The 25,177-nt window shown below is 34.6% G+C and carries 25 protein-coding genes; 9 read left to right on the top strand and 16 right to left on the bottom strand.

Annotated features, from left to right (window positions below; translation table 11 throughout):
* Nucleotides 1–122: 122 nt before the first annotated feature.
* The 3 genes from A0O34_RS14470 to A0O34_RS14460 form a co-directional block, all read right to left on the bottom strand.
* Entirely contained in the window at nucleotides 123–1,049 is a 927-nt protein-coding gene (locus tag A0O34_RS14470) for a malate dehydrogenase (protein WP_066755825.1), read from the bottom strand.
* A gap of 138 nt (nucleotides 1,050–1,187) precedes the next feature.
* Nucleotides 1,188–1,739 carry a biliverdin-producing heme oxygenase gene (locus A0O34_RS14465; RefSeq protein WP_066755824.1) on the bottom strand — a complete coding sequence of 184 codons (552 nt, stop codon included), beginning with the start codon at nucleotides 1,737–1,739 and terminating at the stop codon, nucleotides 1,188–1,190.
* 26 nt (nucleotides 1,740–1,765) lie between these two features.
* Nucleotides 1,766–3,955, bottom strand: a complete 2,190-nt coding sequence (locus A0O34_RS14460; RefSeq protein ID WP_066755814.1) for an ATP-binding protein — start codon at nucleotides 3,953–3,955, stop codon at nucleotides 1,766–1,768.
* Nucleotides 3,956–4,458: 503 nt separating this feature from the next.
* Between A0O34_RS14460 and A0O34_RS14455 the strand changes: the two genes are divergently transcribed.
* The 5 genes from A0O34_RS14455 to A0O34_RS14435 all read left to right on the top strand — a co-directional run bounded on the left by A0O34_RS14455 (nucleotide 4,459) and on the right by A0O34_RS14435 (nucleotide 10,506).
* On the top strand, nucleotides 4,459–5,595 hold the full coding sequence (locus A0O34_RS14455; protein WP_066755811.1) for a porin: 1,137 nt from the start codon (nucleotides 4,459–4,461) through the stop codon (nucleotides 5,593–5,595).
* A gap of 18 nt (nucleotides 5,596–5,613) precedes the next feature.
* Nucleotides 5,614–7,044, top strand: coding sequence for an anion permease (locus A0O34_RS14450; protein ID WP_066755806.1), 1,431 nt, complete (start codon nucleotides 5,614–5,616; stop codon nucleotides 7,042–7,044).
* Nucleotides 7,045–7,159: 115 nt separating this feature from the next.
* Nucleotides 7,160–7,816 carry a succinate dehydrogenase cytochrome b subunit gene (locus tag A0O34_RS14445; RefSeq protein WP_066755803.1) on the top strand — a complete coding sequence of 219 codons (657 nt, stop codon included), beginning with the start codon at nucleotides 7,160–7,162 and terminating at the stop codon, nucleotides 7,814–7,816.
* 11 nt (nucleotides 7,817–7,827) lie between these two features.
* Nucleotides 7,828–9,744: a fumarate reductase/succinate dehydrogenase flavoprotein subunit gene (locus A0O34_RS14440; RefSeq protein WP_066755800.1), complete on the top strand. Its 1,917-nt coding sequence runs from the start codon at nucleotides 7,828–7,830 to the stop codon at nucleotides 9,742–9,744.
* A gap of 12 nt (nucleotides 9,745–9,756) precedes the next feature.
* A complete protein-coding gene (locus A0O34_RS14435) occupies nucleotides 9,757–10,506 on the top strand; it encodes a succinate dehydrogenase/fumarate reductase iron-sulfur subunit (RefSeq protein ID WP_066755798.1) in 750 nt (249 codons plus the stop codon).
* 9 nt (nucleotides 10,507–10,515) lie between these two features.
* Here the strand turns inward: A0O34_RS14435 and A0O34_RS14430 are convergent, their stop codons facing one another.
* Together A0O34_RS14430 and A0O34_RS14425 are read right to left on the bottom strand one after the other, a co-directional pair.
* Nucleotides 10,516–11,478 (bottom strand): hypothetical protein, encoded by a 963-nt coding sequence (locus A0O34_RS14430; RefSeq protein ID WP_066755796.1) that lies wholly within the window; start codon nucleotides 11,476–11,478, stop codon nucleotides 10,516–10,518.
* A gap of 64 nt (nucleotides 11,479–11,542) precedes the next feature.
* The gene (locus tag A0O34_RS14425) at nucleotides 11,543–12,556 is read right to left on the bottom strand and encodes a nucleoid-associated protein (protein ID WP_066759740.1); all 1,014 of its coding nucleotides are present in this window, start codon (nucleotides 12,554–12,556) and stop codon (nucleotides 11,543–11,545) included.
* A 549-nt stretch (nucleotides 12,557–13,105) separates the two neighbouring features.
* Here A0O34_RS14425 and A0O34_RS22520 point away from each other — a divergent pair.
* From A0O34_RS22520 to A0O34_RS14405, 4 genes are read left to right on the top strand one after another with little or no spacing between them, the layout of a single operon-like run.
* A complete protein-coding gene (locus A0O34_RS22520; RefSeq protein ID WP_228394297.1) occupies nucleotides 13,106–13,267 on the top strand; it encodes a hypothetical protein in 162 nt (53 codons plus the stop codon).
* Between the two features lie 4 nt (nucleotides 13,268–13,271).
* Nucleotides 13,272–13,628 (top strand): DUF7674 family protein, encoded by a 357-nt coding sequence (locus A0O34_RS14415; protein WP_066755791.1) that lies wholly within the window; start codon nucleotides 13,272–13,274, stop codon nucleotides 13,626–13,628.
* Nucleotides 13,629–13,677: 49 nt separating this feature from the next.
* Complete coding sequence (locus tag A0O34_RS22735) at nucleotides 13,678–13,809, top strand: hypothetical protein (protein WP_257737070.1); 132 nt, start codon at nucleotides 13,678–13,680, stop codon at nucleotides 13,807–13,809.
* Nucleotides 13,810–13,857: 48 nt separating this feature from the next.
* The gene (locus A0O34_RS14405; protein WP_066755784.1) at nucleotides 13,858–14,253 is read left to right on the top strand and encodes a DUF7674 family protein; all 396 of its coding nucleotides are present in this window, start codon (nucleotides 13,858–13,860) and stop codon (nucleotides 14,251–14,253) included.
* 116 nt (nucleotides 14,254–14,369) lie between these two features.
* Here the strand turns inward: A0O34_RS14405 and A0O34_RS14400 are convergent, their stop codons facing one another.
* From A0O34_RS14400 to A0O34_RS14350, 11 genes are all read right to left on the bottom strand, one after another.
* Nucleotides 14,370–14,888 (bottom strand): thioredoxin family protein, encoded by a 519-nt coding sequence (locus A0O34_RS14400; protein WP_066755781.1) that lies wholly within the window; start codon nucleotides 14,886–14,888, stop codon nucleotides 14,370–14,372.
* Between the two features lie 233 nt (nucleotides 14,889–15,121).
* Entirely contained in the window at nucleotides 15,122–16,258 is a 1,137-nt protein-coding gene (locus A0O34_RS14395) for an NADH-dependent flavin oxidoreductase (RefSeq protein ID WP_066755778.1), read from the bottom strand.
* Nucleotides 16,259–16,286: 28 nt separating this feature from the next.
* Nucleotides 16,287–17,030 (bottom strand): SDR family oxidoreductase, encoded by a 744-nt coding sequence (locus tag A0O34_RS14390; protein WP_066755775.1) that lies wholly within the window; start codon nucleotides 17,028–17,030, stop codon nucleotides 16,287–16,289.
* Nucleotides 17,031–17,068: 38 nt separating this feature from the next.
* Complete coding sequence (locus A0O34_RS14385) at nucleotides 17,069–17,347, bottom strand: putative quinol monooxygenase (protein WP_066755773.1); 279 nt, start codon at nucleotides 17,345–17,347, stop codon at nucleotides 17,069–17,071.
* A 17-nt stretch (nucleotides 17,348–17,364) separates the two neighbouring features.
* Nucleotides 17,365–18,435 carry an NADPH dehydrogenase NamA gene (namA, locus tag A0O34_RS14380; RefSeq protein ID WP_066755772.1) on the bottom strand — a complete coding sequence of 357 codons (1,071 nt, stop codon included), beginning with the start codon at nucleotides 18,433–18,435 and terminating at the stop codon, nucleotides 17,365–17,367.
* Nucleotides 18,436–18,513: 78 nt separating this feature from the next.
* The gene (locus tag A0O34_RS14375; RefSeq protein ID WP_066755770.1) at nucleotides 18,514–18,900 is read right to left on the bottom strand and encodes a nuclear transport factor 2 family protein; all 387 of its coding nucleotides are present in this window, start codon (nucleotides 18,898–18,900) and stop codon (nucleotides 18,514–18,516) included.
* Nucleotides 18,900–19,460: a nuclear transport factor 2 family protein gene (locus A0O34_RS14370; protein ID WP_157886023.1), complete on the bottom strand. Its 561-nt coding sequence runs from the start codon at nucleotides 19,458–19,460 to the stop codon at nucleotides 18,900–18,902. Before A0O34_RS14370 ends, A0O34_RS14375 begins: the two co-directional genes overlap by 1 nt.
* A 289-nt stretch (nucleotides 19,461–19,749) precedes the next feature.
* Entirely contained in the window at nucleotides 19,750–20,385 is a 636-nt protein-coding gene (locus A0O34_RS14365; RefSeq protein ID WP_066755765.1) for an SDR family oxidoreductase, read from the bottom strand.
* A 23-nt stretch (nucleotides 20,386–20,408) separates the two neighbouring features.
* A complete protein-coding gene (locus A0O34_RS14360; RefSeq protein WP_066755762.1) occupies nucleotides 20,409–21,269 on the bottom strand; it encodes an AraC family transcriptional regulator in 861 nt (286 codons plus the stop codon).
* A 556-nt stretch (nucleotides 21,270–21,825) separates the two neighbouring features.
* Nucleotides 21,826–23,724, bottom strand: coding sequence for a molecular chaperone DnaK (gene dnaK / locus A0O34_RS14355; RefSeq protein WP_066755758.1), 1,899 nt, complete (start codon nucleotides 23,722–23,724; stop codon nucleotides 21,826–21,828).
* A gap of 152 nt (nucleotides 23,725–23,876) precedes the next feature.
* On the bottom strand, nucleotides 23,877–25,109 hold the full coding sequence (locus A0O34_RS14350; protein ID WP_082891166.1) for a M43 family zinc metalloprotease: 1,233 nt from the start codon (nucleotides 25,107–25,109) through the stop codon (nucleotides 23,877–23,879).
* Nucleotides 25,110–25,177 lie beyond the last annotated feature (68 nt).

The raw sequence follows: 25,177 nt of genomic DNA, 5'->3' as shown, positions 1-25,177 counted from the left end.
TTGAAAATAAAATTGATGAATTAGTGTAAAAAAAGGGAGACAAAAGATTTCTAATAAATTTAAACTATAAACTAAAAAACCGCGCCCTTCGGGCGCGGTTTCAATATATAAAGTCTAATAAATTAAAACTTCAAATCACCATTCACTTCTCTTACTGCATTAGCAGCTTCAGCGAATTTCAATTGCTCGTCAGCAGTCAATGTGATGTTAACGATATTTTCTATACCGTTTTTCCCGATAATTGCAGGAACACCTAGGCAGATATCATTTTGTCCGTATTCACCTTCAAGCATTAATGAACAAGGGATCATTTTCTTTTGGTCACATGCAATTGCCTGAACCATTACAGAAACAGCTGCACCTGGCGCATACCAAGCAGAAGTTCCTAATAATTTAGTAAGAGTTGCACCTCCAACTTTAGTTTCTTCGATTACATATTTTTGTTGCTCGTCGCTAAGGAATTCAGTTACTGGAACACCGTTTCTTGTAGCCTTGCTCAATAGAGGAAGCATACCAGTATCACTGTGAGCAGCGATTACCATTCCGTTTACGTCAGAAATTGGAGCTTCTAAAGCTTCAGCCAATCTGTATTGGAATCTTGCAGAATCCAAGGCACCACCCATTCCGATAATCTTGTGCTTAGGAAGACCTGAAGTTTTGTGTACCAAATACGCCATAGTATCCATTGGGTTAGAAACCACGATAATGATTACTTCTGGAGAATGTTTTACCAAGTTTGCAGTTACGTCTTTTACGATTCCTGCATTGATACCGATCAATTCTTCTCTTGTCATTCCAGGTTTTCTAGGAATCCCTGAAGTGATAACCGCTACATGAGAACCTGCAGTTTTGCTGTAATCTCCTGTTGTTCCGGTAATTTTGGTATCGAATCCGTTAAGAGATGCTGTCTGCATCAAATCCATTGCTTTACCTTCCGCAAATCCTTCTTTAATGTCTACTAAAACTACTTCTGAACAGAAGTCTTTCATTGCGATGTATTCTGCACAACTCGCTCCTACAGCGCCTGCACCTACTACAGTTACTTTCATAATGTATACTTATTTAAATTTATTTGTTGTTTAGTTTCAATTTTTTGACTCCCAAATTTAACAATTCCTGAAAAATTGAGCAATCTTTCAGGAATTTATATTATCTACTAAGGTAAATATTTATTTTTTTGGAAGATCTTAGTTTACGTTCAGTAAAAACGTATATAGTTTTTTAGCGCCTGATAAAACTTCGTTATAGTTTTCCTCAGTAACTTCTGTATCTAAAACTTCTTTGAAATTTTTCCACATTGGTCCCGTATTTTCCTGATAACATCCGAAGAAATTAAACGTTACGTTATCAAAACCTTCCGTTTTAGAAAGCTGTTTTGCAATCACATTTCCACCCAAAGTAGAACCTTCGATCACGTACATTGCTCCTAAAGCCTCATAATCGTTGCTGAATTCAAGATCATGAGAAGCATTTTGATTTTCCAATGATAAACTTTGAAGATCTTTCTCGATAAGAGGAAGTTTTTTTCTTTGATTCAATTGAAGTTTCTCAGAAAATTTATCAGAAAGATTGCTGAATATTTTGTCTTCAGAATGAAGTAACATCAAATAATTGGTATTGATGATTTTTTTATAATCTTCTAAAGTGAAAGTCTTGTTAAAAATTTTTTCAGAATTAAAAAGTTTCTCTGCTGCATCGTGATATTCTGCAGTGTTTTGTTTAAGATATTCAGATACCATACTTAGGTTTTAAAAGTTTCCCAAATTTAAGGTTTTTTGAACGTTAAAATGAAACTTGTACCATCTTTATTGCTTTCATAATCAACATTTCCTCCAATTCTGTTCATAATCCTGTGAACAATGGAAAGTCCTACTCCATTTCCTTTAAATTTTTTCGCGTTATCCATTCTATTGAAAATTTTAAACATCTTGTGTTTATCCTCTTCAGGAATCCCGATTCCGTTATCTGAAATTCTGTAAATAATATTTTCACCTTCTTCAAATCCTTCAATCTCAACCCTAGGCCGCTCATGTTGTGAAGAATATTTCACCGCATTATTAATGATATTTAAAAACACCTGATGCATCATCGTTTTATCTGCCAACACCTCAGGACAATCTTTAATGACAATCTCACTTTGTGGACTTTCGAAAGTGATTTTAGCATTATCTGAGATCTTTTTAATGGTATTTGCCGGCTGAACTATTTCAAGCTCGATTTCGCTGTGTTTTGCACGGCTCAGTTGTAGAACATCGTGCATCATTTCTGCCATTCCGTCAATTTCTTCGATGATGGAAGTCAGTTTATTTTTATTCTTATCTGTTTTTTCAAAATTAGAAAGAAGCATTTGTGCATTAAGCTTCATCACAGTCAAAGGCGTTCCCAAATCATGAGAAATCGTGTAAGAAAAACTATCCAGTTCTTCATTTACTTTTCTCAATTGATTATTCAATTCTTTGATTGCATTGTATTGTTTATGAGAGGTTTCCAGAATTACATCACGTACAGATTGTATCGCACTGAGATTTCTAGAACTCCACCTTCTGGAATTTCCTTTGATATTTTCTGTAAAAGTCTGAAAAGAAGTTCTTGGAGAAATAATGTGTTTTTCTTCACCGTTTTGCGAAAAAACACCTATTTGTTTTTCAGGATTTCCAGCCCAGTTAATATGTTCATCAAATTCTTTTCGGAACCAGATCAGCATTTCGTTTTTACTTCTTTCGATAAAATAAATGATGATTCCTGCTGCATTTTCATTCAAGCCTAATTCCTCACCATATTCTTTAAGGAAACTACGGTTTACGTACAGACTTTCCTGCGTATTTTCATGCGCCCAATTAACGATTTTTCCAATGACAGAACGTTCAGGCGTTACGCCATCCGTTACAATATCTTCATCAGAAACAATGATCAAACCATCAGCTTCAGGCAATTCTCTTATCTCTTTTTTATTTTCAATTAAAGAATCAAATAACGTGTTATGTCTCAGAAAATCCGATTTCAAATAAGACGATTTTCCTTCTAAACTTATACGAAACTCAAGCTCTTTTTTAGATTTAAATGATGAATAGGCATTGGACGCCAAAGCCGTGAAAATTCCTGCCTGAACCCTGTCTTCAAGGTCAATATGTTTCGCCTCAGAATTTTGACATGTCACCAAACCCCAAAGTTTATCATCAATAATAATAGACACGCTGAAACTTGAAGACGCCCCGGAATTCTTGATATACTGCCCATGAATAGGCGACATACCTCGAGATCCGGTAAATGTAAGATCAATATTTTGTTTCGTTTTGCTAAAAATTGGAACAGTTTCGGAATATACATTACTGAAAATTCTCTTCCTCTTCTTCATGTATAATTCCCTCGCCTGTCTCGGAATATCAGATTCGGGATAATGAAGTCCCAAATAGCTTTCTAAATTTTTATTTCTTTTTTCTGCAATTACCTTTCCTGAGCCGTCTAACATGAATTTATACACCATCATTCGGTCATAATTCACGATTTTTGAAAGTGTACTTAATAATTGCTCCCAAATTTCCTGTGCATTATCGATGATGTAAAAATTATCGTATTTATTCGAAATACGTTTGTTCGGATTTTTTAAAACTTGCTCAAATTCAAGAAAAATATGATTTTTACTTCTGAAAACCGAAAAATGATATTCCTTTTCACCAACGAAAATTTTATCAAAATAAGTTTCGTTTTCTCTTCTTGTAAATTTATGTAATGAATGATAAATGTCAGAATCTATAATGCTTTTAAATATTTCAGGAAAGTCATTTATTTTTTTGCCAAAAAGAAATTCAACATTCTCAATACTGAAAATGTTGGAAATATTCTGGCTAAAAAAAGTAATGGAATGAGATTCTACATCAATGCCAATCAGATACCCAAAACTTTGTATATACCCAGGAATATGTATGGGCTCTTCATGACAATCTACAAAATTCATATAATTCTTTAATCTATCAAATATAACGAATTTTTTAAAGCAATATTACGATGTGGTACCAAATGTTTAAAACGTTAAAGCATCGTTAATGCGGAGGATAGCTTCCGTAAAACACCTTGAAATCAGCACAAAAACATTTCCATTATTCATTTTTAAAAGGCCTTTTTACTAATAATATACTAAAAATAGAGCTAATAATTATTCTAAATTCATCATAACTGATTATTCACATGAATTTTACATTACAGTTTGAAAATTTTATGTTAATTAAACAAAAATTATTAAATTTATATCACCAAATCAAGAATACATTTAAAAATCATTGAATACATAATTAGAATTCAAGATTAATTTTCACTTAAATCTAAAAAATATTATATGAAAAACTTCCCCTTTATTTCCTCTTAAAAAGAGTTCTGATCAGTAAACTTCAGATTCTTAGCTTAAAAAAATAATGCTACTCACTAAACACAAATTCTATGACCTTTTTTTCAACAAAAAAAATGAGTCTCTTGCTTTGTCTTATGCTGTTTTATTTTTCAGCAAAAGCTCAGGTTCCAGACTCTCTGCACGCTAAACAAGAAACCGAAGACAACGTAAAATATCCTGTTCTTCAGATAAAAGGTCTGTTTCAGGCAAGATATCTGGTCGGAATGAAAAATGATGTGGATGTAAACGGACTTCATCACAGTGACGGCTCGGGAACCAATAATAATTTCATGATTAAATACATGAGAGTTCAGGTTCGGGCGCAGATCAGCAAACGAACTGAAGTTGTTGCTTTGGCCAATTTAGCCGATTTCAAAAACGATCCCAAAAGCAGAGTTCTCGAAAATGCTTACTTAAAATACACTTTCAATCCGAAATTAGCCTTTACGGTCGGACAATTCAGACCTTGGTTCGGTATTGAAGAAACCTATCCTATCGACATCATTAAATCGCTAGACTGGTCAAATCAATACACCGAATTCGGGAAATTAGGCTGGACAAGCTTCCAAATCGGAATTTCCGCAACAGGCCAACTTGAATTAGGTAAAATCCCTTTCCAATACGCTATTTCTGTTGTGAATGGAAACGGGAAAAATCAAGTCAATGATAACGATGACGGGAAACAATATTCAAGCCGATTAGTTTTTGGTTTAGCTAAAAAATATAATTTAAATCTAGGCTTAAATGGAGGTATCGGTGAGGTTTTCGGAAAGAAAATTTATGCTGTTGGAGTTGATTTAAATTCATTAGTCAATTTTGATTCAAAATGGAGTTTAGATATGCAACTGGAAGCAAAACAGGGAACCAATCATCCGTTGTATTTTGCCGTTGCACCAGAACTCAGACCAGATAATCCTGATGAATACCTGATTCGTGGAGCTTACTTTCTTCCGAATTTACGATACGAAATCAATCATAGAAATTTAAGTGCTTTCGAATTGTCTTGTCGTTATGAGTATTTGGACACCAATTTCAGATTAAATTCAAATCCAAGACAAACAATAACTCCAATGTTTGGATTAGAATTTTTGAAAAATTATGGCGCCAGAATTCAGCTCGGAGTGCAATTCGACCGTTACAAACACAGCATTGCAAACACCTCACAATACAACAATAATCTATTCATTGTTCAGGTACAAAGTAGATTTTAATCATTAAAACTAACTATTATGAAAGAAATTAATATCAAAGCCATAGCAATCACCTTTGCTGTTGCCCTTATCATATGGTTTATTCCTGCTCCGGAAGGCGTTGCGGAAAATGCGTGGCATTTATTTGCCATTTTCGCAGCCACCATTTTAGGAATTATCTTAAAAGCAGCTCCGATGGGAACCATGTGTATGATGGCTATCGGATTTACAGCTTTAACACAAGTTGTAGCTCCTGGAGATGCAGGAAAATCAATCACAAAAGCACTTTCAGGCTTTGGAGACAAAGTAATCTGGCTGATCGGGATTTCATTCTTTATCGCAAGAGGCTTTATTAAAACAGGTTTAGGAAACAGAATTGCCTTTTTATTCATCAGAATTTTCGGTAAAAGTTCTTTAGGACTGGCTTACGGATTAGGGTTGGCAGACGTTTGTTTAGCTCCCGCTATTCCGAGTAATACGGCAAGAGGTGGCGGAATTATTTATCCGATCATGAAATCTATGGCGATAAGTTTTGATTCCGTTCCTGAAAAACCTGAAACTCATAGAAAGCTCGGTTCATTTTTAACATTAAACAGTTATTACATGAATTTGATCTCATCTTCTATGTTCTTAACAGGCACGGCAAGTAACCCGATGTGTCAGAAATTTGCGGCCAATTTAGGAATCAATATTACATGGATGTCTTGGGCTGCTGCAGGTTTTGTTCCGGGATTGGTGGCGTTTTTTGTAGTTCCATTAGTTTTATACAAATTATATCCACCTGAATTAAAGAAAACCAGCGATGCTCCCAAAATGGCCGCTCAAAAATTAAAAGAAATGGGACCAATTTCTAAAAATGAATGGTTGATGTTATTAGCATTCTTCATTTTATTAGGTCTTTGGATTTTTGGTGGAGCATTATCAATTGATGCAACCACAACCGCTTTCATTGGATTAACCTTACTTTTATTAACATCAGTATTGACCTGGGAAGATGTAAAATCTGAAAAAGGAGCTTGGGATACCATAGTTTGGTTTGCCGTTCTGGTGATGATGGCGAGTTCACTCAACGAATTGGGATTCATTGGATGGTTTAGTGATTTAATTAAAGTTAAAATCGGGCACATGACATGGACAGTTGCTTTTCCTGTAATTATTCTCGTGTACTTCTTTAGCCATTATATTTTTGCGAGTGCAACAGCTCACGTTGCTGCAATGTACGCCGCCTTATTAGGAGTTGGCGTTGCAGTGGGAATTCCTCCGATGTTGTTGGCTATGATGCTTGGATTTTTAGGATCAATTTATGGTGTGTTGACGCATTACGGTCATGGCCCTGCTCCAGTTTTCTTTGGAAGTGGATATGTCGATTTAAAAGCTTGGTGGCTTCGCGGTTTGGAAATCGGAATTGTCCTGTTGATTATCTACATGGGAGTCGGCGGACTTTGGATGAAAGTTCTAGGATATTATTAAAAAGCGGGAAGTTGGAAGAGGGAAGCTGGAGGTTTTATTAGTGCATATTAACATCATTTTTCATAAACTTCCATCTTCCATCTCCCAACCTTTATCTAACATAAAAACAAAAAACATGCTGTCTACCTTATCAAGAAAAATGCTGATGTGTCTTACAGGATTATTCCTGAGCTTCTTTCTGTTGATCCATTTTTTGGGGAATCTTCAGCTTTTTTTACCGCAAGAGCAAGCCCATCTTCAGTTTAATGTCTATTCACATTTTCTGTCGGGAAACATTGTCATTAAAATCGTCTCCTACGTTTTATATGCAAGTATTATTCTTCATGCTATTGACGGATTAATAATTACGTTAAAAAACAAAAAATCAGGCGGAATTTACCAATCTGACAAAAGAGGAAGAGCCAGTAAATGGGCTTCCCGAAATATGGGAATTCTCGGAACATTATTATTAATTTTTCTGGTGATTCATTTTCAAAATTTTTGGTATATCTATAAATTCGGAAATCCACCTTTGGATGAAAATGGAAATAAAGACCTCTATATTCTTGTAGTAACTGTTTTTAAAGAATGGTGGTATGTCATCATTTATGTTTTATCAATGGTTGCGTTATGCTATCACCTCATCCATGGTATTTACAGCGCTGTAAGAACATTAGGATTATTTCATCCGAAGTTTATAAAATGGTTCAAAACCATTGGAATTGCTTATTCAATCATCATCAGTGTTGGATTTGCTTTAATGCCAATTTATGTATTCTTCACTGCGAATTAAATTGAGAAACTATGATTTTAGATTCAAAAATACCGGAAGGACCTTTAGAACAAAAATGGGACAACTATAAAAAGAAAGCCAAGCTTGTGAATCCTGCCAACCGTAAAAAGTTAGATATTATTGTTGTGGGAACAGGATTAGCAGGAAGTTCTCTCGCTGCCTCTTTGGGTGAAATGGGCTACAATGTCAAATCATTTTGCTTTCAGGACAGTCCAAGGAGAGCGCATTCCGTGGCTGCTCAAGGTGGTGTAAATGCTGCCAAAAATTATAAAAATGATGGCGATAGTGTCTATAGAATGTTCGTTGACACCTTAAAGGGTGGCGACTTCAGAGCACGTGAAGCCAATGTCTACAGAATGGCAGAATGCTCGCTGAATCTCATCGACCAAGCCGTTGCACAAGGTGTTCCATTCGGAAGAGAATATGGTGGTTATTTGAACAACCGTTCTTTCGGTGGCGTTCAGGTAAGCAGAACTTTTTATGCTAGAGGACAAACCGGACAACAATTGTTATTGGGATCTTATCAAGCTTTAATGCGACAGGTTGGAAAAGGCAGCGTTCAGTTATTTTCAAGACACGAAATGCTGGATTTGGTAATGATTGATGGAAAAGCAAGAGGAATTATCGTTAGAAATTTAGACACAGGAGATATTGAAAGACACTCCGCTCACGCAGTTGTTTTGGCAACGGGAGGTTATGGTAAAATCTATTATTTATCGACTTTGGCGATGGGTTGCAACGGTTCTGCGATTTGGAGAGCTCATAAAAAAGGAGCCTTGATGGCGTCTCCAAGCTGGATTCAGGTACACCCTACTTCCCTGCCACAGTCTGGAGATTATCAGTCAAAATTAACTTTGATGTCAGAGTCTTTACGAAATGACGGCAGAATTTGGGTTCCTCTAAAAGAAAATGAGACCAGAAAACCCAACGATATTCCCGAAAGCGAAAGAGATTATTATTTGGAAAGAAAATATCCTGCATTTGGAAATTTAGCGCCAAGAGATATTTCATCAAGAGCAGCAAAAGAAAGAATTGATGCAGGTTTTGGAATCGGTCCGTTAAAAAATGCGGTCTACCTTGATTTTTCCAAAGCAATTAACGAACAGGGAAAAGAAAAAATTCAGGAGAAATATGGCAATTTATTCGAAATGTATCTTAAAATAACGGGCTACAATGCTTACGAAGAACCGATGATGATCTCTCCTTCTGCCCACTTTTCGATGGGTGGACTTTGGGTAGATTATGAATTAATGACCACCATTCCTGGATTATTTGCATTGGGTGAAGCGAATTTTGCCGATCACGGTGCGAATCGACTGGGCGCGAATTCTTTGCTTCAAGCTTCTGTAGATGGATATTTTATTGCTCCTTACACGATTGCGAATTTTTTATCAAATGAAATTCACACCGGAAAAATTTCAACGGATAATATTGAATTTGAAAAAGCTGAAAATGAAGTTAAGCAACAGATTAAAGGTTTTATCAATATTAATGGAACAAAAACTGTTGACCATTTCCATAAAACATTAGGGAAACTTCTTTATGATTATTGTGGTTTAGCCCGAAATGAAGAAGGTCTGAAATATGCTATCGAAGAAATCAAAAAACTGAAACAGGAGTTTTATACAAACGTGAAAGTTTCCGGACAAGGTGACACAATGAATACTGAACTCGAAAAAGCAGGTCGTGTAGCTGATTATTTTGAAATCGGTGAACTGATGTGTTATGATGCTTTAACGAGAAATGAATCTTGTGGAGCGCATTTTCGTGAAGAATATCAAACTCCGGATGGAGAAGCATTGAGGAATGACTCAGAATTTCAATTCATCTCAGCGTGGGCTTGGAAAGGTGAAAATAATGAACCTGAATTAATTAAAGAACCTTTGATATTCGAAGAAATACAACCAACTGTAAGAAGCTATAAATAAAACACAGAAATTATGGATTTACACCTTAAGATATGGAGACAGAAAGATAATCAGAGTGAAGGAAAACTGGTGAATTATGATTTAACCGCATTAAATCCTCACATGTCTTTCCTTGAAATGCTGGATACCTTAAATGAGAAACTAATTGTTCAGGGTGATGAACCTGTAGAATTCGACCACGATTGTCGCGAAGGAATCTGCGGACAATGCGGAATGATGATTAACGGGTTAGCTCATGGACCTTTAAAAAACACAACAACGTGCCAGCTTCATTTACGTTCTTTCAGAGATGGAGAAACTGTTTTGATTGAACCTTTCCGAGCAGATGCATTTCCCGTAAAAAAGGATTTAAAAGTAGACCGTTCTGCTTTTGACAGAATTATTTCTTCCGGCGGTTTTGTTTCCATTAATACTGGTCAGGCTCCCGATGCAACGGCCATTCCGATTACTCATCAAATTGCAGAAGAAGCCTTTGATTCCGCGGCATGTATTGGCTGTGGAGCATGTGTGGCGACCTGTAAAAATGCCAGTGCTGCCCTATTTACTTCTGCAAAAATCACGCATATGGTTTTACTTCCACAAGGAAAGGAAGAAAGAAGCAACCGTGTTTTAAATATGGTGAAACAAATGGATGTTGAACATTTCGGTCACTGTTCCAACACCGAAGCCTGTGAAGTAGAATGTCCGCAGGGAATTTCTGTGTTAAATATTGCAAGAATGAATTATGAATATAGTCGGGCGTTGTTTTTTAGGAAGAAGTAATGTTTTAATTTAATTCATTCTCGGAATTGTAATTTTTGAAGGATTATTTTCATCATACATGATCTCGATTTTGCCTTGTCTGGGAACAGAAGCCAAATCCAGAAGGTTGACAATTTTTTTGAACACTGTAATATATTCTTTACCCTTAAAATCTTTAAAACTCACCTGAAATATGATCTGAGGTTGATTATTCACTGTTAAACCTGTTTGACTTACACTGATAATTTCTGCCTCGGCATTTCTTCCGGCAAAAAGAATTTTCTCTTCTTTTGTTTTTTTTAAAAACTTTCCGACGATCATTTGATAGACCAAAATGGTCAATAAAAACATCACTCCACTGAAAATAATCGGATGCATGAAAGTCAGAAACCGCCATCCAAAATCAAAGGATTCTGTGGTGTAGAAATAGTAATACAGTCCAATAACATAGGCGATCATAAAAACTACAAACAAAATTCTCAAGACCATTCCGACAGGATTAAATTTGGTCTGTTGACCACTTAAAATAAAATAAGGTTCTTCTGATGTATTAGGATTCAGTAAAACTTTGACTGTTTTACCTACATCAAATCTTTTTTCCTGAGGTTTAATATCATGAAAAAAAAGCTCATGCTCAATCATAATATTCCTTAGATTCTGAAAAGAAAGTTTGATCTGAATAGCATTGACATTCGATTTAGCATTATATTTTATCAATTGATAATTAATAATTTTCGCTTCTCTTGGTGTTCCGTTTTTGAGAATATTATTGATCGTACTTTTAGCTTTAAAAGTTTTTACGAAAAGATTATTGATAAAAAAGATAATTACATACAACCACACCAAAACAGAAAAACCAAGATAAATATAGCCGGCAGTCAACGAATTTCTTGGTTCTAAGAGTGTTTCCGAATTTAGCGTATAAATAAAAATCGGAAACGGTATGCAAAAAAACAACATATAAAGCGCCCAGAAAATGATCATGAACTTCATAACGAATATTTTATGATTGGTTATAAAGTTATCATTTTATTAATTAACCAGACGATTTTATAGTTTAAACTTCTTTATCGAAATATAACATGTAGTACTTCCCTTTTTCATCTTCTCCTGTAGCCAATTTCTGGCGATCTCCGTGGATGTAGATGTGGAAGTTTTTATCTAATTTAATGATACTCTTGAAATGTCTTTGTGTCTTCTTAACAGCTGCTTCACTGATCGGGAATTCTTCCGCAATATTGATCTGCATATCCTGTTCGTAATCTGTTTTAAAATTATTAAAACTTTCGATCACATGCTCATCTACTAAGACCTCACTTGCAAATTCATCTAGTTTAAACTCTTCTTTTTCTTTAAAGAAATTGATTGATTTATTTAAGAAATCTGCCTGATCTGCTTTGGAAACTTCAAATTCCTGAGGAAGTTGTTTGGTGATGTAATCTTTGTACACCATTAAGGCTTCCTGTGTATGAAAATATTCGTCGTCACGTTGTTTTACCTTTAAGAAATCCTCAAACCAGTAATACATATCTCCGTTCTTGTTGTTGTCAACCACAGAAAGTACATACCCTGTTTCTTTATGATTATTGTAGATCAAAGCCGCTTTATCAATTTTTGACAAACCAATTCCCAAGTCTTTTTCAATTTCAAAACTTTCGCCTTGAGGAGCTATTTTTAAGAATGGTTCTCTTTTTTCAGTTTTAAAAATTCCGATCTTATCTACTTTTTCATCACCTTCTCTATCGTCTTCAAAATAAACGATGAATAGTTCACCACCCATAACTCTTGGGTTTTCGGCAACTTCAAAAAGATGCTTCGCAATATTTTCGGCTTCCCAAAGAAACTTGGCTTTATCATCAAAAATTTCAGATACAGAACTGAAAACATGATTATTTACCAAATAGGTATCACTGTAAAAATTAAACGTTTCCTCAGACTTAAAAGACCCTAAAAAATAATCTTCAAGCGATTCTGCCATTCCTTCTTCCAACTGCAATTCTTCCTGAGAAAGTATTAAAGACTCTCCGTTGATTTTATTTCCTACTCTGTGTACTACTATTTTTGAAAACATCTTTTGATTTTTATGGATTGCAAAGATATTCATTCTATCGTCTCAAAAAAAAGAATGGACAAAATTGCGCCAAAAAAATGGTCTTAAAAATAAATAAATTACTCACAATCAAATAATTACAAAAACAGAACAAATTAACAAAATATTTAACAATCTAATAATCAATAAATTAAACTTTTAATTTATGTCCTTTAGTAAGCTTTGTTGAAAATACAGTTTTGTCAAAATATTAATTGATGAAACAAGTACATAAAACTATTCTAAAACAACTTATAACCGAACTAATTAAAATAGTCATATTAAAACACTTAGAAATAGATTTAAATATTTTAGAGGAAACAAATATAATTATTGATATAATTAAAAATAAACTTCTCCCCTAAACATCTAATCCTTTCTTTTCATTCTGATAAAAACCTTATCATTTTGACAGGCTTTTTTGCTTTAAAATTTTAATTAAAATTAAATAACAAATTGATTTTAAACCATTTAAATCAAATTAATATTAAAAGGAATGTAATTTGGCATTTAGTCTTCAAAACATACACAATGGACTTAAAGACATTAAACAGATTGGACACATTAAGAAGATTAAAAAGCAAAGGCCCGAAAACGCCAAAATGGTTAAAGCCTTATCATGTTATATTGATCGCTTTATTGGTCGTCTTTATTTCTGGTGTTTTCATTAAAATTTTAGATCAAAATCAATAAAAATATGAATTATTTACAAGCTGCTCAGGAAATTACAGATGTGGTTCCCGACATTCAAAATGAATTGGAAAACAATAAAAGTCAAAATTCTTACAGTGTTATCCAGACTTTTACGGATTGTATTAAAAACATGATCCGCCAAAACGACAGAAATCTTTTATTTAAAAGCTTACAAAAGATGGATGAGATTTACAAAAACGGCGATGTAAAGCTGAAAAACGCTGTAGAAAGTACTTTTATTTATTCTCTGGACAATTTTACCACATTTTGCAACGAAGAATATAGAAAGGCCATTTTTACTCATATTTCTCTGGACTTGCAGAAAATTTATTCAAAACAAATTTATAAACATGGAATGTGAAATTTTTTATTACATATTTCACCCATTTTATTACAAAAAAGTTAAAATTATGAAGACAAAAATCAGAAAAGAATTCGACTGGAAACAATGGAAACAGTCTAATTCCAGACACAATATGGAAATATTGGCAACTCATATTGCTATCATAATAGGTGTATTTGTTTTTGCTGCCTGCTTATAAGTTTGGTACGGTTTTCGCGGCAATAGAAGTATTCGAAAAATATTAATTATGATGAATGTGCAAATGCAAACTATTAATCAGAAAATGGCTGTAGAGTATTTAAAATTTTTCTATCCAACAATCAGAAGTGAAATCACTCAACTATCAAAACAAAATAATTTCGCCGGGGTTATGCAGGCGACTATCAATTATCTGAAAGATCTTTTATTAGAATCTAAGATTAATATCATAGGACATCATATTAAACTGATGGAATTCATTTACAAAAAAGGAAATTCTTATGTAAAAGATATGATAGAAAACCTTTTTGTAAGATCTTTTGAAAGCTTTAAAAAGCACACAAAAATTCAATATTGGAATGATCTTTACAATTATATGCCTGTAAAATTTCAGGAAATATATGTAGAACAACAAAAGAAAGACGAAATATTCTTTGGTAAATAAAAATTATATTAACTCCCTGAACATTTTGTTTGGGGAGTTTTTTCGCTGTAAAAAACAAAAAAATGCCTCTAAAATTTACACTTTTAGAGGCATTTCAATTTTTCTTGAGCTTTTTATTATTGCACTTTTTTCACAAATACACTTTGAATAGTCTGAAGCTCTTCTTTATTTAACTTAGATGATTTTTCCAGCTTAGCTATAAAAGAATTAACTTCTTCAGGTGTTGCCGGTGAGCCTAAATTATCTCCTTTTTCATCAAAAGAATCTGCCAATACTTTTCCTTTCGGATCTAGTACAAGCCAAAAAGGAAGTCCGGCATTTTCACCTTTATATTTGTTCATTATTTCCTGTCCGCCAGGATTTTCAAGGCTTTTCTTTTCACCTCTTTCCTGAACATCAAGATAAGCGGTTACAAAATTTTTATCGAATAATGGTTTTGTTTCAGGAAGATTCATGTTTTTTTCCATCATTTTGCACCACTTACACCACGATGCGTGAAAAACCAAAAGAACATTTTTGTTTTGAGCTTTTGCTTCTGTAAGAGCTTTGTTTAAAACAACCTCTGCTTTTTCCTGAGCAAAATTTAACTGAAATAACAATAAACCAACAATTAAAATTATTTTATTACACTTCATCTGAACTTTATTTTTTGATTATAACTATACGAATTTAGTTATTTTTCCTTTAATTCCGGATACAAAAAATCCCCTCGCTTTCGATCGGGGGTTTTATATTCAATCAGTCTGTAACTGCTTATTTTACTTCTTCGAAAACAATATCAATTAATAATCATAAACACTACATTTTTATTATTATTTTTTTAAAGCAAAAGAATTCTGAACAAAATATAAATCATTAGGATATAAGATCAAGACTTGATAGGTACCCATCCTTTCAGTGTTTCAAATATTGCCAGTAATTTCTTGGGGATCTTCTTATCTTCTACTGTATCAAGTTTAAGATTTGAATCTATTTTTTCTTCTTCCCCACTTTCAACTAATTCTACCCAATTTGGATTGATAATTAAAGTTCTTCCTATAGCCACCATAGAAACATCATAATCTATAACCTGTTCGGCCATCACAGGTGTTGTAACACTTCCAGCAACAAGAACAGGAACCCTGTTGTTAACATAATTGTTTAAAACAACTGATATTGGTTCATCTGAAAATTCTGAATCAATTGGTTTCTGATTGACAGCGTCGAGCAGAGAAAAATGTAAGTAATCGATGTCTTCTTTAATCAACTGATCCATTAAAACAAAAGTATCCGGAAGTCCATAGGTTTGTTGAGGCATTTCTTCAGGTGAAATTCTGTACCCTATTAAAAAAGGACGATCAGCATATTTTGAAATTACATTTTTCACCTCTCTTAAAATTTCCAGGCTAAGTCTTAAACGATTTTCCACAGAACCTCCCCATTGGTCATTTCTTTGATTAAAAAAAGGCGAGATAAAATTTTGAAGCAAAAATCCGTGTGCCCCGTGAATTTCAACCCCGTCAAAACCTGCTTCGATTGCTCTTCTGGTAGTTTCTCCAAATGCTTTGATGATTTCTAAAATTTCATTTTCAGTTAATTCTTTCGGAAGATTTTCTTTATCAGAAAGCAGTATCGGTCCGCTGGAAATAGCGCTAGCGCTAACCACTTCGCCATTTGGAATAAGACCCGGAATCGCTTTATTACCTGCATGAAACATTTGTAAAATTGCGGGTGCTCCGCCACTTTTGGCAGCATCCGCCAGCTTTTTCAGACTTGGAAGAAAGGTGTCATCATATCCTGCAAATTCATGGGTAAAACCAATTCCATTGGCCATTACGTGAGTACATCCTGTAATCACCAATCCTACCCCATTTACCCTTTTACGGTAATATTCGACTTCTTCATCAGATATGGTAAAATCCTCATTAGATGCCCAAGTGGTCATTGGCGACATCACAATTCTGTTTTTTAAACTAATTCCTTTATCAAATGATAAGGGAGAAAATAGCTTATTGTATTTATTCATTACTTAAAATTCTTTTTTTATTAAAATATTACCAGTCTTGCAGAGTTGGGCTGATCACTATATCGTTTACATTGACATTATCCGGCTGTTCAAAAGCAAACAAAACCGCATTTGCGATGTCATACGGTTCAATAGCCTGCTTGTTCAACTCTGCCGCGATTTCTGCTCCTTCTTTGTTGGTCACTTTATCTGCCCATCCTGTATTGATTACTCCGGGGCTAATTAGGCTAATTTTAATTCCTTTATGAACAGAGACTTCTTTTCTTAAACTTTCAGTGATTGCTCGTACAAAAAATTTGGTTCCGTGGTAGATACCTGCACTCGCACCAATATTGATTCCTGCAACGGATCCCATATTCAGAATATGACCTGATTTCTGCTCCAATAATTTGGGAAGAACTGCTGCGATAGCATTTAAATAGCCTTTAATATTAATGTCGATCATTGCATTCCACTCGTCAATTGCTATATCTTTCCATTGTGAAAACAACATTAACCCTGCATTGTTAATCAAATTATCTACCCTTCCGAACTTCTCAATAGTAAAGGCTACCATTGCATTCATTTGGTCAATGTCTGTTACGTCAGCAATAAATATCTCGGCTTTACCTCCCTCATCTTTGATTTGCTGTTTTACTTTTTCAATTTTATCATCAGCTCTGGATACCAAAACAATGCTGGTTCCTGCTTTAGCTAATTTTAATGCTGTTGCTGCACCAATTCCTGAAGATGCTCCGGTAATAATGGTTACAGATTCATTTAATTTTTTCATATTTCTATCTTTTATAAATAATTATAGATGTTGACTTTTTACTTTGATCGATAAATAATTGGATGTTCCTGTAATTTATCAAATGATGCAAAAAACTCCTTTGAATACGATTGCTCATTATGGAGATTTAAGCCATCTAAATTTTCCCATTTTTCATTAAGGATAAAAGTATTTTCATCATCAATACTTTGGTGAACATCATATTCGATGCAGGCATCTTCTTTCATAGATAATTCCGGAAGACTGTATAAAAGGGTTTTGATTTCTTGCCGATGCTCAGGCTTTGCCTTTACAACAACGGTTAAGTAAATACTCATAAAATTTGTTTTTGAAGTTAGAAGGCAAGCTCATAAGGTTTAGGAACCGGGATTTCCGAACGAAGTTGTTTTGCAGCTTCTAAAGGAAAATAAGGGTTTCGTAGAAGTTCACGACCTATAAAAATAAGATCGGCATCTCCATTGGTCAAGATTGTTTCGGCTTGATGTGCATTAGTGATCATACCTACTGTTCCTACTAGTAATTGATCTTTCAACTCCCGTTTAATAGTACTTGCAAAAGGTAATTGATAACCGGAACCTACTGTAATTTTAGCATTCGGAACTGTACCGCCAGAAGAGACATCAATAATATCAATTCCTTTCTCTGATAATTTTTTGCTTAACCAAACTGAATCATCAATATTCCATCCTTCTTCCATCCAATCTGTAGCAGAAATACGAACAGCAATCGGAAGTTCCGAAGGCCACACAGTTTTTACTTTGTCAATAATTTCGAATAGAAATCTTGCTCTGTTTTCTATACTTCCTCCGTAATGATCAGTTCTTTTATTTGGAATAGGAGATAAAAATTCATTAATCAGATACCCGTGAGCACTGTGGATTTCAATCAGTTCAAAACCTGCCTTTAAAGCTCTCATAGTTGCATCTACAAAAGCCTGTTGAATCTCTTCAATATCTTGTAAAGTCATTGTGCGGGGCGTTTGCATTTCTGATGAAAAAGGTACAGCAGAAGGGGCAATGACTTCCCAGCCATCTTTTTCATGGGGCATTAATGGGCGACTTTCACGTCCTGAAGCCCAAGTACTTCCTTTTCTGCCAGCATGAGCCAATTGAATAGCGGGGACACTGCCGGTACTTTTTATAAATGACGTTACTTTGGTAAGCATTTCAACATGTTCATCTTTCCAGATTCCCAAATCGCCAATCCCAATTCGCCCGTCAGCTCGTACAGCTGTTGCTTCCAGCATTACCGTACCAGCTCCTCCCATTGCTCTGGAACCATAATGAACCAAATGCCAATCACTTGCAAACCCATCTTCGGCCATATACATACACATTGGAGAAGTGATGATTCTGTTTCTAAACGTAACTGATTTAACCGTCAACGGACTGAATAATTTTGACATATCTAATTTTTTAAACGCAAAGTCCCACTGGAAGCAATATGATGCTCCCAGTAAAAAATTTAACGGAATGATTTTTAATTATTTAGTATAGAGATGAAAAAGCTTTGCAATCACTTTCCACTCATCATTAATTTTAATTAATGAATGGTAATCGGTGAAATCTTCATCTGCAGCATCGTGTTCCATTTCGATGCGAACAACTGCTGTAGTAGGTGTTTTGTGTAAAACCGTAAGATTGGTTTTGATGTTGGGTGCTGCGCCAAATTTCTCCACATAGGTGTACAGATTATCTATACTTCCTTGCGACAGATCATTACCTAAATGACCATACATAATCGCATCCTGATGGAAGGTCTTTTTTAATTCTGCTACATTTCCTGTTTTTAATCCGTGAACGTAGCCTTCCATTGCTACCAGGACATCTTCGTAATCCTGAACGGTGTTGATATTTTTATTTACTGACATTATTTTATGGTTTGATAAATTTTACTGATGATTTTCCAATCACTGCCGTCTTTTACCAGTGTAAACATATCGGCATATTTGTCTGATCCAAATTGAGATTCGATTCTCACAATTGCAGCATCACCTTCTACATCCAAAGTAGTAAGTTTGTAATTTGCTGTCATTGGCTCTGCCGCGGAAAATCCGTCAAAAAGCGCTTGTATTGGAACACTTTTCAATGCTCCATCTTCAGACCACGACATTGTTGCGGTTGATGCAAATGCTGGTTTTGCAATATTGCCGTCTCCTTTTCTTCCTGCTTCAATATATAATTCTATTGGTTTCAGGATACCTTCTTTTTGTTCTTGATTGTTTTGCATAACTTCTGTTTTATTATTTTGATTATTTTTATCTTGACAGGAAATTAATAATCCACCAATTGTTAAGACTGAGATAATGGTCAACGCTGATATTGTGGAAAATATCTTCTTCGAAGTTTTTCCAATAACTTGCCTTAAACCAACAGCATTACTATCTGCGGAGCTTGGAAGAATATTTTTTTGTTCTGGAATGTTTTTCATAAATCGTCTTGTTTTTTTGAGGATTGTTATTTTTACGAGCATAAATTACTGTTCTATTTGACAGAATTATTAAGCTCTTTTTCTATAACAAAGGTACAATGACGAAAGAATGATACTTTTTCTAATTAGTTCAAATATTTTGACTAATTAGTCCTTTTTTGGAATTGGAAAATTGAGAAATACAATGTGAAAGTTTCTGCCTAAATCAGATTTAGCTATAAAACTTTTTTTAATAGCAAATTTAAAACTGACTGGAAGAATATGATTAAATTAATGAAATACCTGAATTTTATTTGATTTGATGTAAAGCTTCGATAATCGGCGTATCGCCATCGTGCATCAAAATAACCTTACCGATTGTTGAATGATTTTCTAATATTGCAACGAGGGTATCTACCACATTAGCAATAGAATTAGATCCCGGATTGACAACATTAGTCTCTATTTTCCCCGTTCCTTGTTCTTCTTTGAGCGCTCCCGGCTGCAAAATCGTGTAATCAAGTTGGGTTTGAGTGGTAAGATAAAGGTCAGCATAGTGCTTGGCAATATTATAATCTGTCAAGTCGCTCAGGAAAGATTCTTTCCAACGTTCAGGTTGCAATGCGAAAATAGAACTCAGCATAATGTAACGTTTAACACCAACTTTCTCTGCGGCTTGCATCGATTTTATCGCTCCGTGTAAATCTATCTGCAGAAGATTTTTCCCACGTGAACCAGAAACAAAATAAACAACATCAACATCCTTCATACTTTTTGCAATCGTATCAATATCACTTAGCAAATCAATGTGGCTATGCTCAATATTATCCAAGTTCTTTTCTGGCTTTGGGCTTCTTGAGCCGGCTACAACTTGATATTGAGCAGCTAATTTATCAACTAAAAGAGATCCAACTCTACCATTTCCTCCAATGACTAATACTTTCATAACTTTATATTTTAAATTATCTACTAACGAGAGGTACTTGGTGCCTGTCCGTGAAATTCTTTATATATTCTTGAAAAGTGAGAGACATTCTCAAATCCTAAGGAGTAACAAATATCTGAAACAGACAGCATTGTTGTTTCCAACATATCTTTAGCCTTTTCCAATCTCTTTTCTCTGATCCAGGTTGCAGGTGCAACATTGTATATATTCTGAAAATCTCTCTTAAAACTTGACAAACTTCTGCCGGAAAGATACGCCAGTTCGGAAACAGAAACCGGTGAAGCATAATGCTGTTCTACCACGTTACGGATATCTGTTCGTACCGGCTCGTGTAACTGGAGGATTTGTAAAAACATGCTTCGATTGCATTCCGCAACATCGTATAATAATTCCATAATCTTTAGGCGAAGCTGTCCGGGATGAACCACAGAATGATCAAAAAAGTAAGGCTTCATGGAATGGGCAAATGCAACCAAACACTTATTCATTGGGTAAGCCCCTGTTTTGATTTCTCCTTCAGGTTTTAACACCTTAATTTCTGAAGTTGACAAAAATGATTTTAGAATATCATCTTTGATGCTGAACATTAAGCTGTCATAGATATTATCATTTTCAGCATTGCCGAATTTATGATATTTTACCGCAGTTGCCTTTTTAAGCAAAATCATATCGTTCTTGCCAAGCTTATATTCCTGTTTTCCATAGGTCAAAACAACAGATCCTTCAAGTACAATAAGGAGCAAATGCTGTTCTAGATACATTGTTCCTTTAACTTCTGTACTGTGTATGCACTGCTCGATTACAGAACAACCATCTAACATTAGAGAATTTTGTGGAGCATCACCACCAATCAAAGAAGTTGGAACTTTAATCATTTTTTTCATTTACTTACTTTTTATATTACTCAATTTGATTAATTTATGGGTAATGCTAAGTTAAACAATAAGCATTAAAGCATTAAATCATTATATAGTAAATTCTAAAAAATAAAACATACGTTCAAATTGAGATTACATAAATTTATGGATCTTCTACAAAATACAATATTCTTTTTAGCTCAAATTATTTTACTAATTAGTTCAATTAATACTTTATATATTGAAGAAGATTGAAATACATTTTTACAAATATTTTCTTATCGCACTTTTTTAAATTCATCAAACTGGCAATGCTTATAAACTCTCGGTATTTTCAATTTACTAAATCCCACAATACTTACTTTTTTAGATTAATATTGAATCTCCAAAATGCTTACAACCAATTAATACATAACAAGTTGCTCATGTTCTCCAATTATGGTGCGGTACAAATATGATACAATTATATGGTAAAAAAACAACAATAAAAGAAGTTAACAGAAAAGTATAAACATAAAAAATCCGCTTTAAACGTTCGTTTAAAGCGGATTTTTATTATTTGTTATTATTGTTTAATCAATAATTATTTCACTTCTTCGAAGTCTGCATCCTGTACATCTTCAGCACCTCCTGCATTTGCATTACCTCCAGGGTTTTGAGCTCCTGCTCCGTCTGCCTGCTGTCCTGCTGCATACATTTCTTCTGAAGCTGCCATCCAAGCTGCATCTAAAACTTCTGTTTTAGCTTTAACATCATCACCATTTTTAGCTTCGAAAGCTGTTTTCAATTCTGCGTGAGCTGCTTCGATTGCTGCTTTTTTGTCAGCTGATAATTTATCACCAAACTCTTTCAATTGCTTTTCAGTTTGGAAGATCAATCCGTCAGCTTTGTTGAAGATTTCAACTTCTTCTTTTCTCTTAGCATCAGATGCAGAGTTTTCCTGAGCTTCTTTTTTCATTCTTTCGATTTCTTCGTCAGAAAGACCTGAAGATGCTTGGATTTTAATAGACTGCTCTTTACCTGTACCTTTATCTTTAGCAGAAACGCTCAAGATTCCGTTTGCATCAATATCAAAAGTTACTTCGATCTGAGGAACTCCTCTTTGTGCTGGTGGAATGTCAGTAAGATCAAATCTACCGATCTCTTTGTTATCGTTGAACATTGGTCTTTCACCTTGTCCTACTCTGATGCTTACAGCTGGCTGATTGTCAGAAGCTGTAGAGAATACTTCAGATTTTTTAGTTGGGATCGTAGTGTTTGATTCAATTAATTTAGTGAATACAGAACCCATAGTTTCGATACCTAAAGAAAGTGGAGTAACGTCAAGAAGTAATACATCTGTTACGTCTCCTGTAAGAACTCCTCCTTGAATTGCAGCACCAATTGCTACTACTTCGTCAGGGTTTACTCCTTTAGATGGTTTTTTACCGAAGAATTTTTCAACTTCTTCCTGAATGATAGGGATTCTTGTAGAACCTCCAACCAAGATTACCTCATCGATATCTGAGATAGAAAGACCTGCATCAGAAAGCGCTTTTTTACAAGGCTCCATAGATCTTCTTACTAAGTCTGCCGCTAATTGCTCGAATTTAGCTTTAGTTAAAGTCTTCACTAAGTGTTTAGGACCTGTAGCTGTAGCAGTGATATATGGTAAGTTGATTTCAGTTTGTGGAGAAGAAGATAATTCAATTTTTGCTTTTTCAGCAGCTTCTTTTAATCTCTGTAGTGCGATTGCATCAGATTTTAATTCAACTCCTTCTTCAGCTTTGAACTCGTCAGCCATCCAGTTGATAATTACATCATCAAAGTCATCACCTCCTAAGTGTGTATCACCGTTTGTAGACAATACTTCGAAAACCCCGTCTCCTAAATCTAGGATAGAAACGTCGAAAGTACCACCTCCAAGGTCATAAACAGCGATCTTCTGATCTTTGTGAGCCTTATCCATACCGTAAGCCAATGCAGCTGCAGTTGGTTCGTTGATAATTCTTTCTACTGTAAGACCAGCGATTTCTCCTGCTTCTTTAGTAGCCTGTCTTTGTGCATCGTTGAAGTAAGCCGGAACAGTAATTACCGCTCTTGTTACTTCTTGTCCAAGATAATCTTCAGCAGTTTTCTTCATTTTCTGAAGCGTCATTGCAGAAATTTCCTGTGGAGTATATTCTCTATCGTCAATTTTAACTTTTACAGTGTCATTCGGACCTTTTACTACGTCGTAAGGTACTCTTGAAATTTCACTTGCATCATCTTTAAAATGAGTTCCAATAAATCTTTTGATAGAATATACTGTCTTTTTTGGATTCGTTACAGCCTGTCTTTTTGCAGGATCTCCTACTTTTCTTTCACCATCTTCTGTAAATGCTACAATAGAAGGTGTCGTTCTTTTACCTTCTGCATTAGGAATAACAACAGCATCTTTACCTTCCATTACTGCAACGCAAGAGTTGGTTGTTCCTAAGTCAATTCCAATTATTTTACTCATAATATTTATATTTTTTCTAATTTTAATTATTAATTACAATCTCTATTTCTCAATATCTGTACCATATAGTTTTTTGTGACAAATTGACATATTAAAAAATAAAACCCCGATATGATCGAGGTTTAAAAGTAAATAGTAGGAAATTTTTTCACTTATTTCTTAATAAATTTCATAGATTTAACGAACTGTTTGTCATTATAAGTTCTTACATAATAGGTTCCGGTTGCCAAATCTTTGACATTAATTTTGTCAGTCTCATTTTTAATAAAAGCTTTTCTTACCAATCTGCCTTCAGAATTAAATATCTCTGCTTCATTAATTTTAACCAACGGTGAAGCTATAGAAACATATTCTGTGGTCGGATTAGGAAAAACAGTAATAGAATTTGCTTTTTCACTTTCATTTGTACCTAAAACAGTAGAAGAACATCCATTGGTATTAAGTAAACTGGCACGTGGGCCTGCCATTGTGTTACTTGTGATTGTTTTTTGATTATTACTAAACATTGCCATTGCGGCATCATCTACATAATCCATAAAATTCATAAACATGGCTCCGTTTGCAGAAGGTGTACATGTAAGTTGGTTATCCGGAAATGTAGGTGAGTCATAATACGGACTGTCAGTAGCAGGAGTATCAGCACAAAAGTCATCATTATCAGAGGTTCCACAAGCACTTCCGTCAAGTCCCCAAATATGTTCCAACCCAAAATAATGTCCGATTTCGTGAGTTGCCGTTCTTCCTTTATTAAAAGGAGCAGATACCGTACCGATTGTCCCAAAATACTGATAACCAATTGCCAGACCATCAAGCTCTAATCCTGCAGCATCAGGAAGATACGCTTGCCCTAAAATTCCGGGCGGCATTTGTCCTATCCAAATATTCAAATATTTTGTAGGATCCCATGCTAAAGCTCCTGAAGCAATATAATAATCTCCTTCGAAATCAAAATTCGAGGGTACAGATTTTCTTTCAATACCGGTTGTTGGGTTTCCGTTGGGATCTTTTGTTGCCATACAGAAAGCTAATTCCAGATCTGCAGCCATTGGTTTGAATGCATTCGGAACCACAGTATTAAAGTCTGAGTTCATCTTTCTGAAATCGTTATTCAGAACTGCAATTTGTGATGCAATTTGAGCATCAGAAATATTTTGCGTTGCATTCTTATATAATACATGCACAACCACAGGAATTGTAACTACAGTTTGTGGAGATTTCGCCGTATTATTTTTGTTAATAAGAAAGTTTCGCAGATCTGCTTTTCTTTCTAAAGCCTGAGGATTTTTTTGAAAAAATTCTTTCATTTTCTGATCCGTTGCACATCCTCTCTGTGCATATGTATTGGTCATTAAAAAACCGATAATTAATAATAAACACTTTTTCATAAATAATTTTTTATAATTATAACTTATCTTTATAACTATAGTCGGAATCGTTTCAAAATCCTTACAGA

Source organism: Chryseobacterium glaciei (assembly GCF_001648155.1).
Lineage (GTDB): Bacteria > Bacteroidota > Bacteroidia > Flavobacteriales > Weeksellaceae > Chryseobacterium > Chryseobacterium glaciei.
Note: the sequence above shows the minus strand (reverse complement) of the source record. Positions and strands in the feature narration are given on the sequence as shown.

What these genes read in the sequence shown, in the direction of transcription:
- A0O34_RS14470 (WP_066755825.1), bottom strand. Translation starts at nt 1,049, where the DNA reads ATGAAAGTAACTGTAGTAGGTGCAGGCGCTGTAGGAGCGAGTTGTGCA.
- A0O34_RS14465 (WP_066755824.1), bottom strand. Translation starts at nt 1,739, where the DNA reads ATGGTATCTGAATATCTTAAACAAAACACTGCAGAATATCACGATGCA.
- A0O34_RS14460 (WP_066755814.1), bottom strand. Translation starts at nt 3,955, where the DNA reads ATGAATTTTGTAGATTGTCATGAAGAGCCCATACATATTCCTGGGTAT.
- A0O34_RS14455 (WP_066755811.1), top strand. Translation starts at nt 4,459, where the DNA reads ATGAGTCTCTTGCTTTGTCTTATGCTGTTTTATTTTTCAGCAAAAGCT.
- A0O34_RS14450 (WP_066755806.1), top strand. Translation starts at nt 5,614, where the DNA reads ATGAAAGAAATTAATATCAAAGCCATAGCAATCACCTTTGCTGTTGCC.
- A0O34_RS14445 (WP_066755803.1), top strand. Translation starts at nt 7,160, where the DNA reads ATGCTGTCTACCTTATCAAGAAAAATGCTGATGTGTCTTACAGGATTA.
- A0O34_RS14440 (WP_066755800.1), top strand. Translation starts at nt 7,828, where the DNA reads ATGATTTTAGATTCAAAAATACCGGAAGGACCTTTAGAACAAAAATGG.
- A0O34_RS14435 (WP_066755798.1), top strand. Translation starts at nt 9,757, where the DNA reads ATGGATTTACACCTTAAGATATGGAGACAGAAAGATAATCAGAGTGAA.
- A0O34_RS14430 (WP_066755796.1), bottom strand. Translation starts at nt 11,478, where the DNA reads ATGAAGTTCATGATCATTTTCTGGGCGCTTTATATGTTGTTTTTTTGC.
- A0O34_RS14425 (WP_066759740.1), bottom strand. Translation starts at nt 12,556, where the DNA reads ATGTTTTCAAAAATAGTAGTACACAGAGTAGGAAATAAAATCAACGGA.
- A0O34_RS22520 (WP_228394297.1), top strand. Translation starts at nt 13,106, where the DNA reads ATGGACTTAAAGACATTAAACAGATTGGACACATTAAGAAGATTAAAA.
- A0O34_RS14415 (WP_066755791.1), top strand. Translation starts at nt 13,272, where the DNA reads ATGAATTATTTACAAGCTGCTCAGGAAATTACAGATGTGGTTCCCGAC.
- A0O34_RS22735 (WP_257737070.1), top strand. Translation starts at nt 13,678, where the DNA reads ATGAAGACAAAAATCAGAAAAGAATTCGACTGGAAACAATGGAAACAG.
- A0O34_RS14405 (WP_066755784.1), top strand. Translation starts at nt 13,858, where the DNA reads ATGATGAATGTGCAAATGCAAACTATTAATCAGAAAATGGCTGTAGAG.
- A0O34_RS14400 (WP_066755781.1), bottom strand. Translation starts at nt 14,888, where the DNA reads ATGAAGTGTAATAAAATAATTTTAATTGTTGGTTTATTGTTATTTCAG.
- A0O34_RS14395 (WP_066755778.1), bottom strand. Translation starts at nt 16,258, where the DNA reads ATGAATAAATACAATAAGCTATTTTCTCCCTTATCATTTGATAAAGGA.
- A0O34_RS14390 (WP_066755775.1), bottom strand. Translation starts at nt 17,030, where the DNA reads ATGAAAAAATTAAATGAATCTGTAACCATTATTACCGGAGCATCTTCA.
- A0O34_RS14385 (WP_066755773.1), bottom strand. Translation starts at nt 17,347, where the DNA reads ATGAGTATTTACTTAACCGTTGTTGTAAAGGCAAAGCCTGAGCATCGG.
- namA (WP_066755772.1), bottom strand. Translation starts at nt 18,435, where the DNA reads ATGTCAAAATTATTCAGTCCGTTGACGGTTAAATCAGTTACGTTTAGA.
- A0O34_RS14375 (WP_066755770.1), bottom strand. Translation starts at nt 18,900, where the DNA reads ATGTCAGTAAATAAAAATATCAACACCGTTCAGGATTACGAAGATGTC.
- A0O34_RS14370 (WP_157886023.1), bottom strand. Translation starts at nt 19,460, where the DNA reads ATGAAAAACATTCCAGAACAAAAAAATATTCTTCCAAGCTCCGCAGAT.
- A0O34_RS14365 (WP_066755765.1), bottom strand. Translation starts at nt 20,385, where the DNA reads ATGAAAGTATTAGTCATTGGAGGAAATGGTAGAGTTGGATCTCTTTTA.
- A0O34_RS14360 (WP_066755762.1), bottom strand. Translation starts at nt 21,269, where the DNA reads ATGAAAAAAATGATTAAAGTTCCAACTTCTTTGATTGGTGGTGATGCT.
- dnaK (WP_066755758.1), bottom strand. Translation starts at nt 23,724, where the DNA reads ATGAGTAAAATAATTGGAATTGACTTAGGAACAACCAACTCTTGCGTT.
- A0O34_RS14350 (WP_082891166.1), bottom strand. Translation starts at nt 25,109, where the DNA reads ATGAAAAAGTGTTTATTATTAATTATCGGTTTTTTAATGACCAATACA.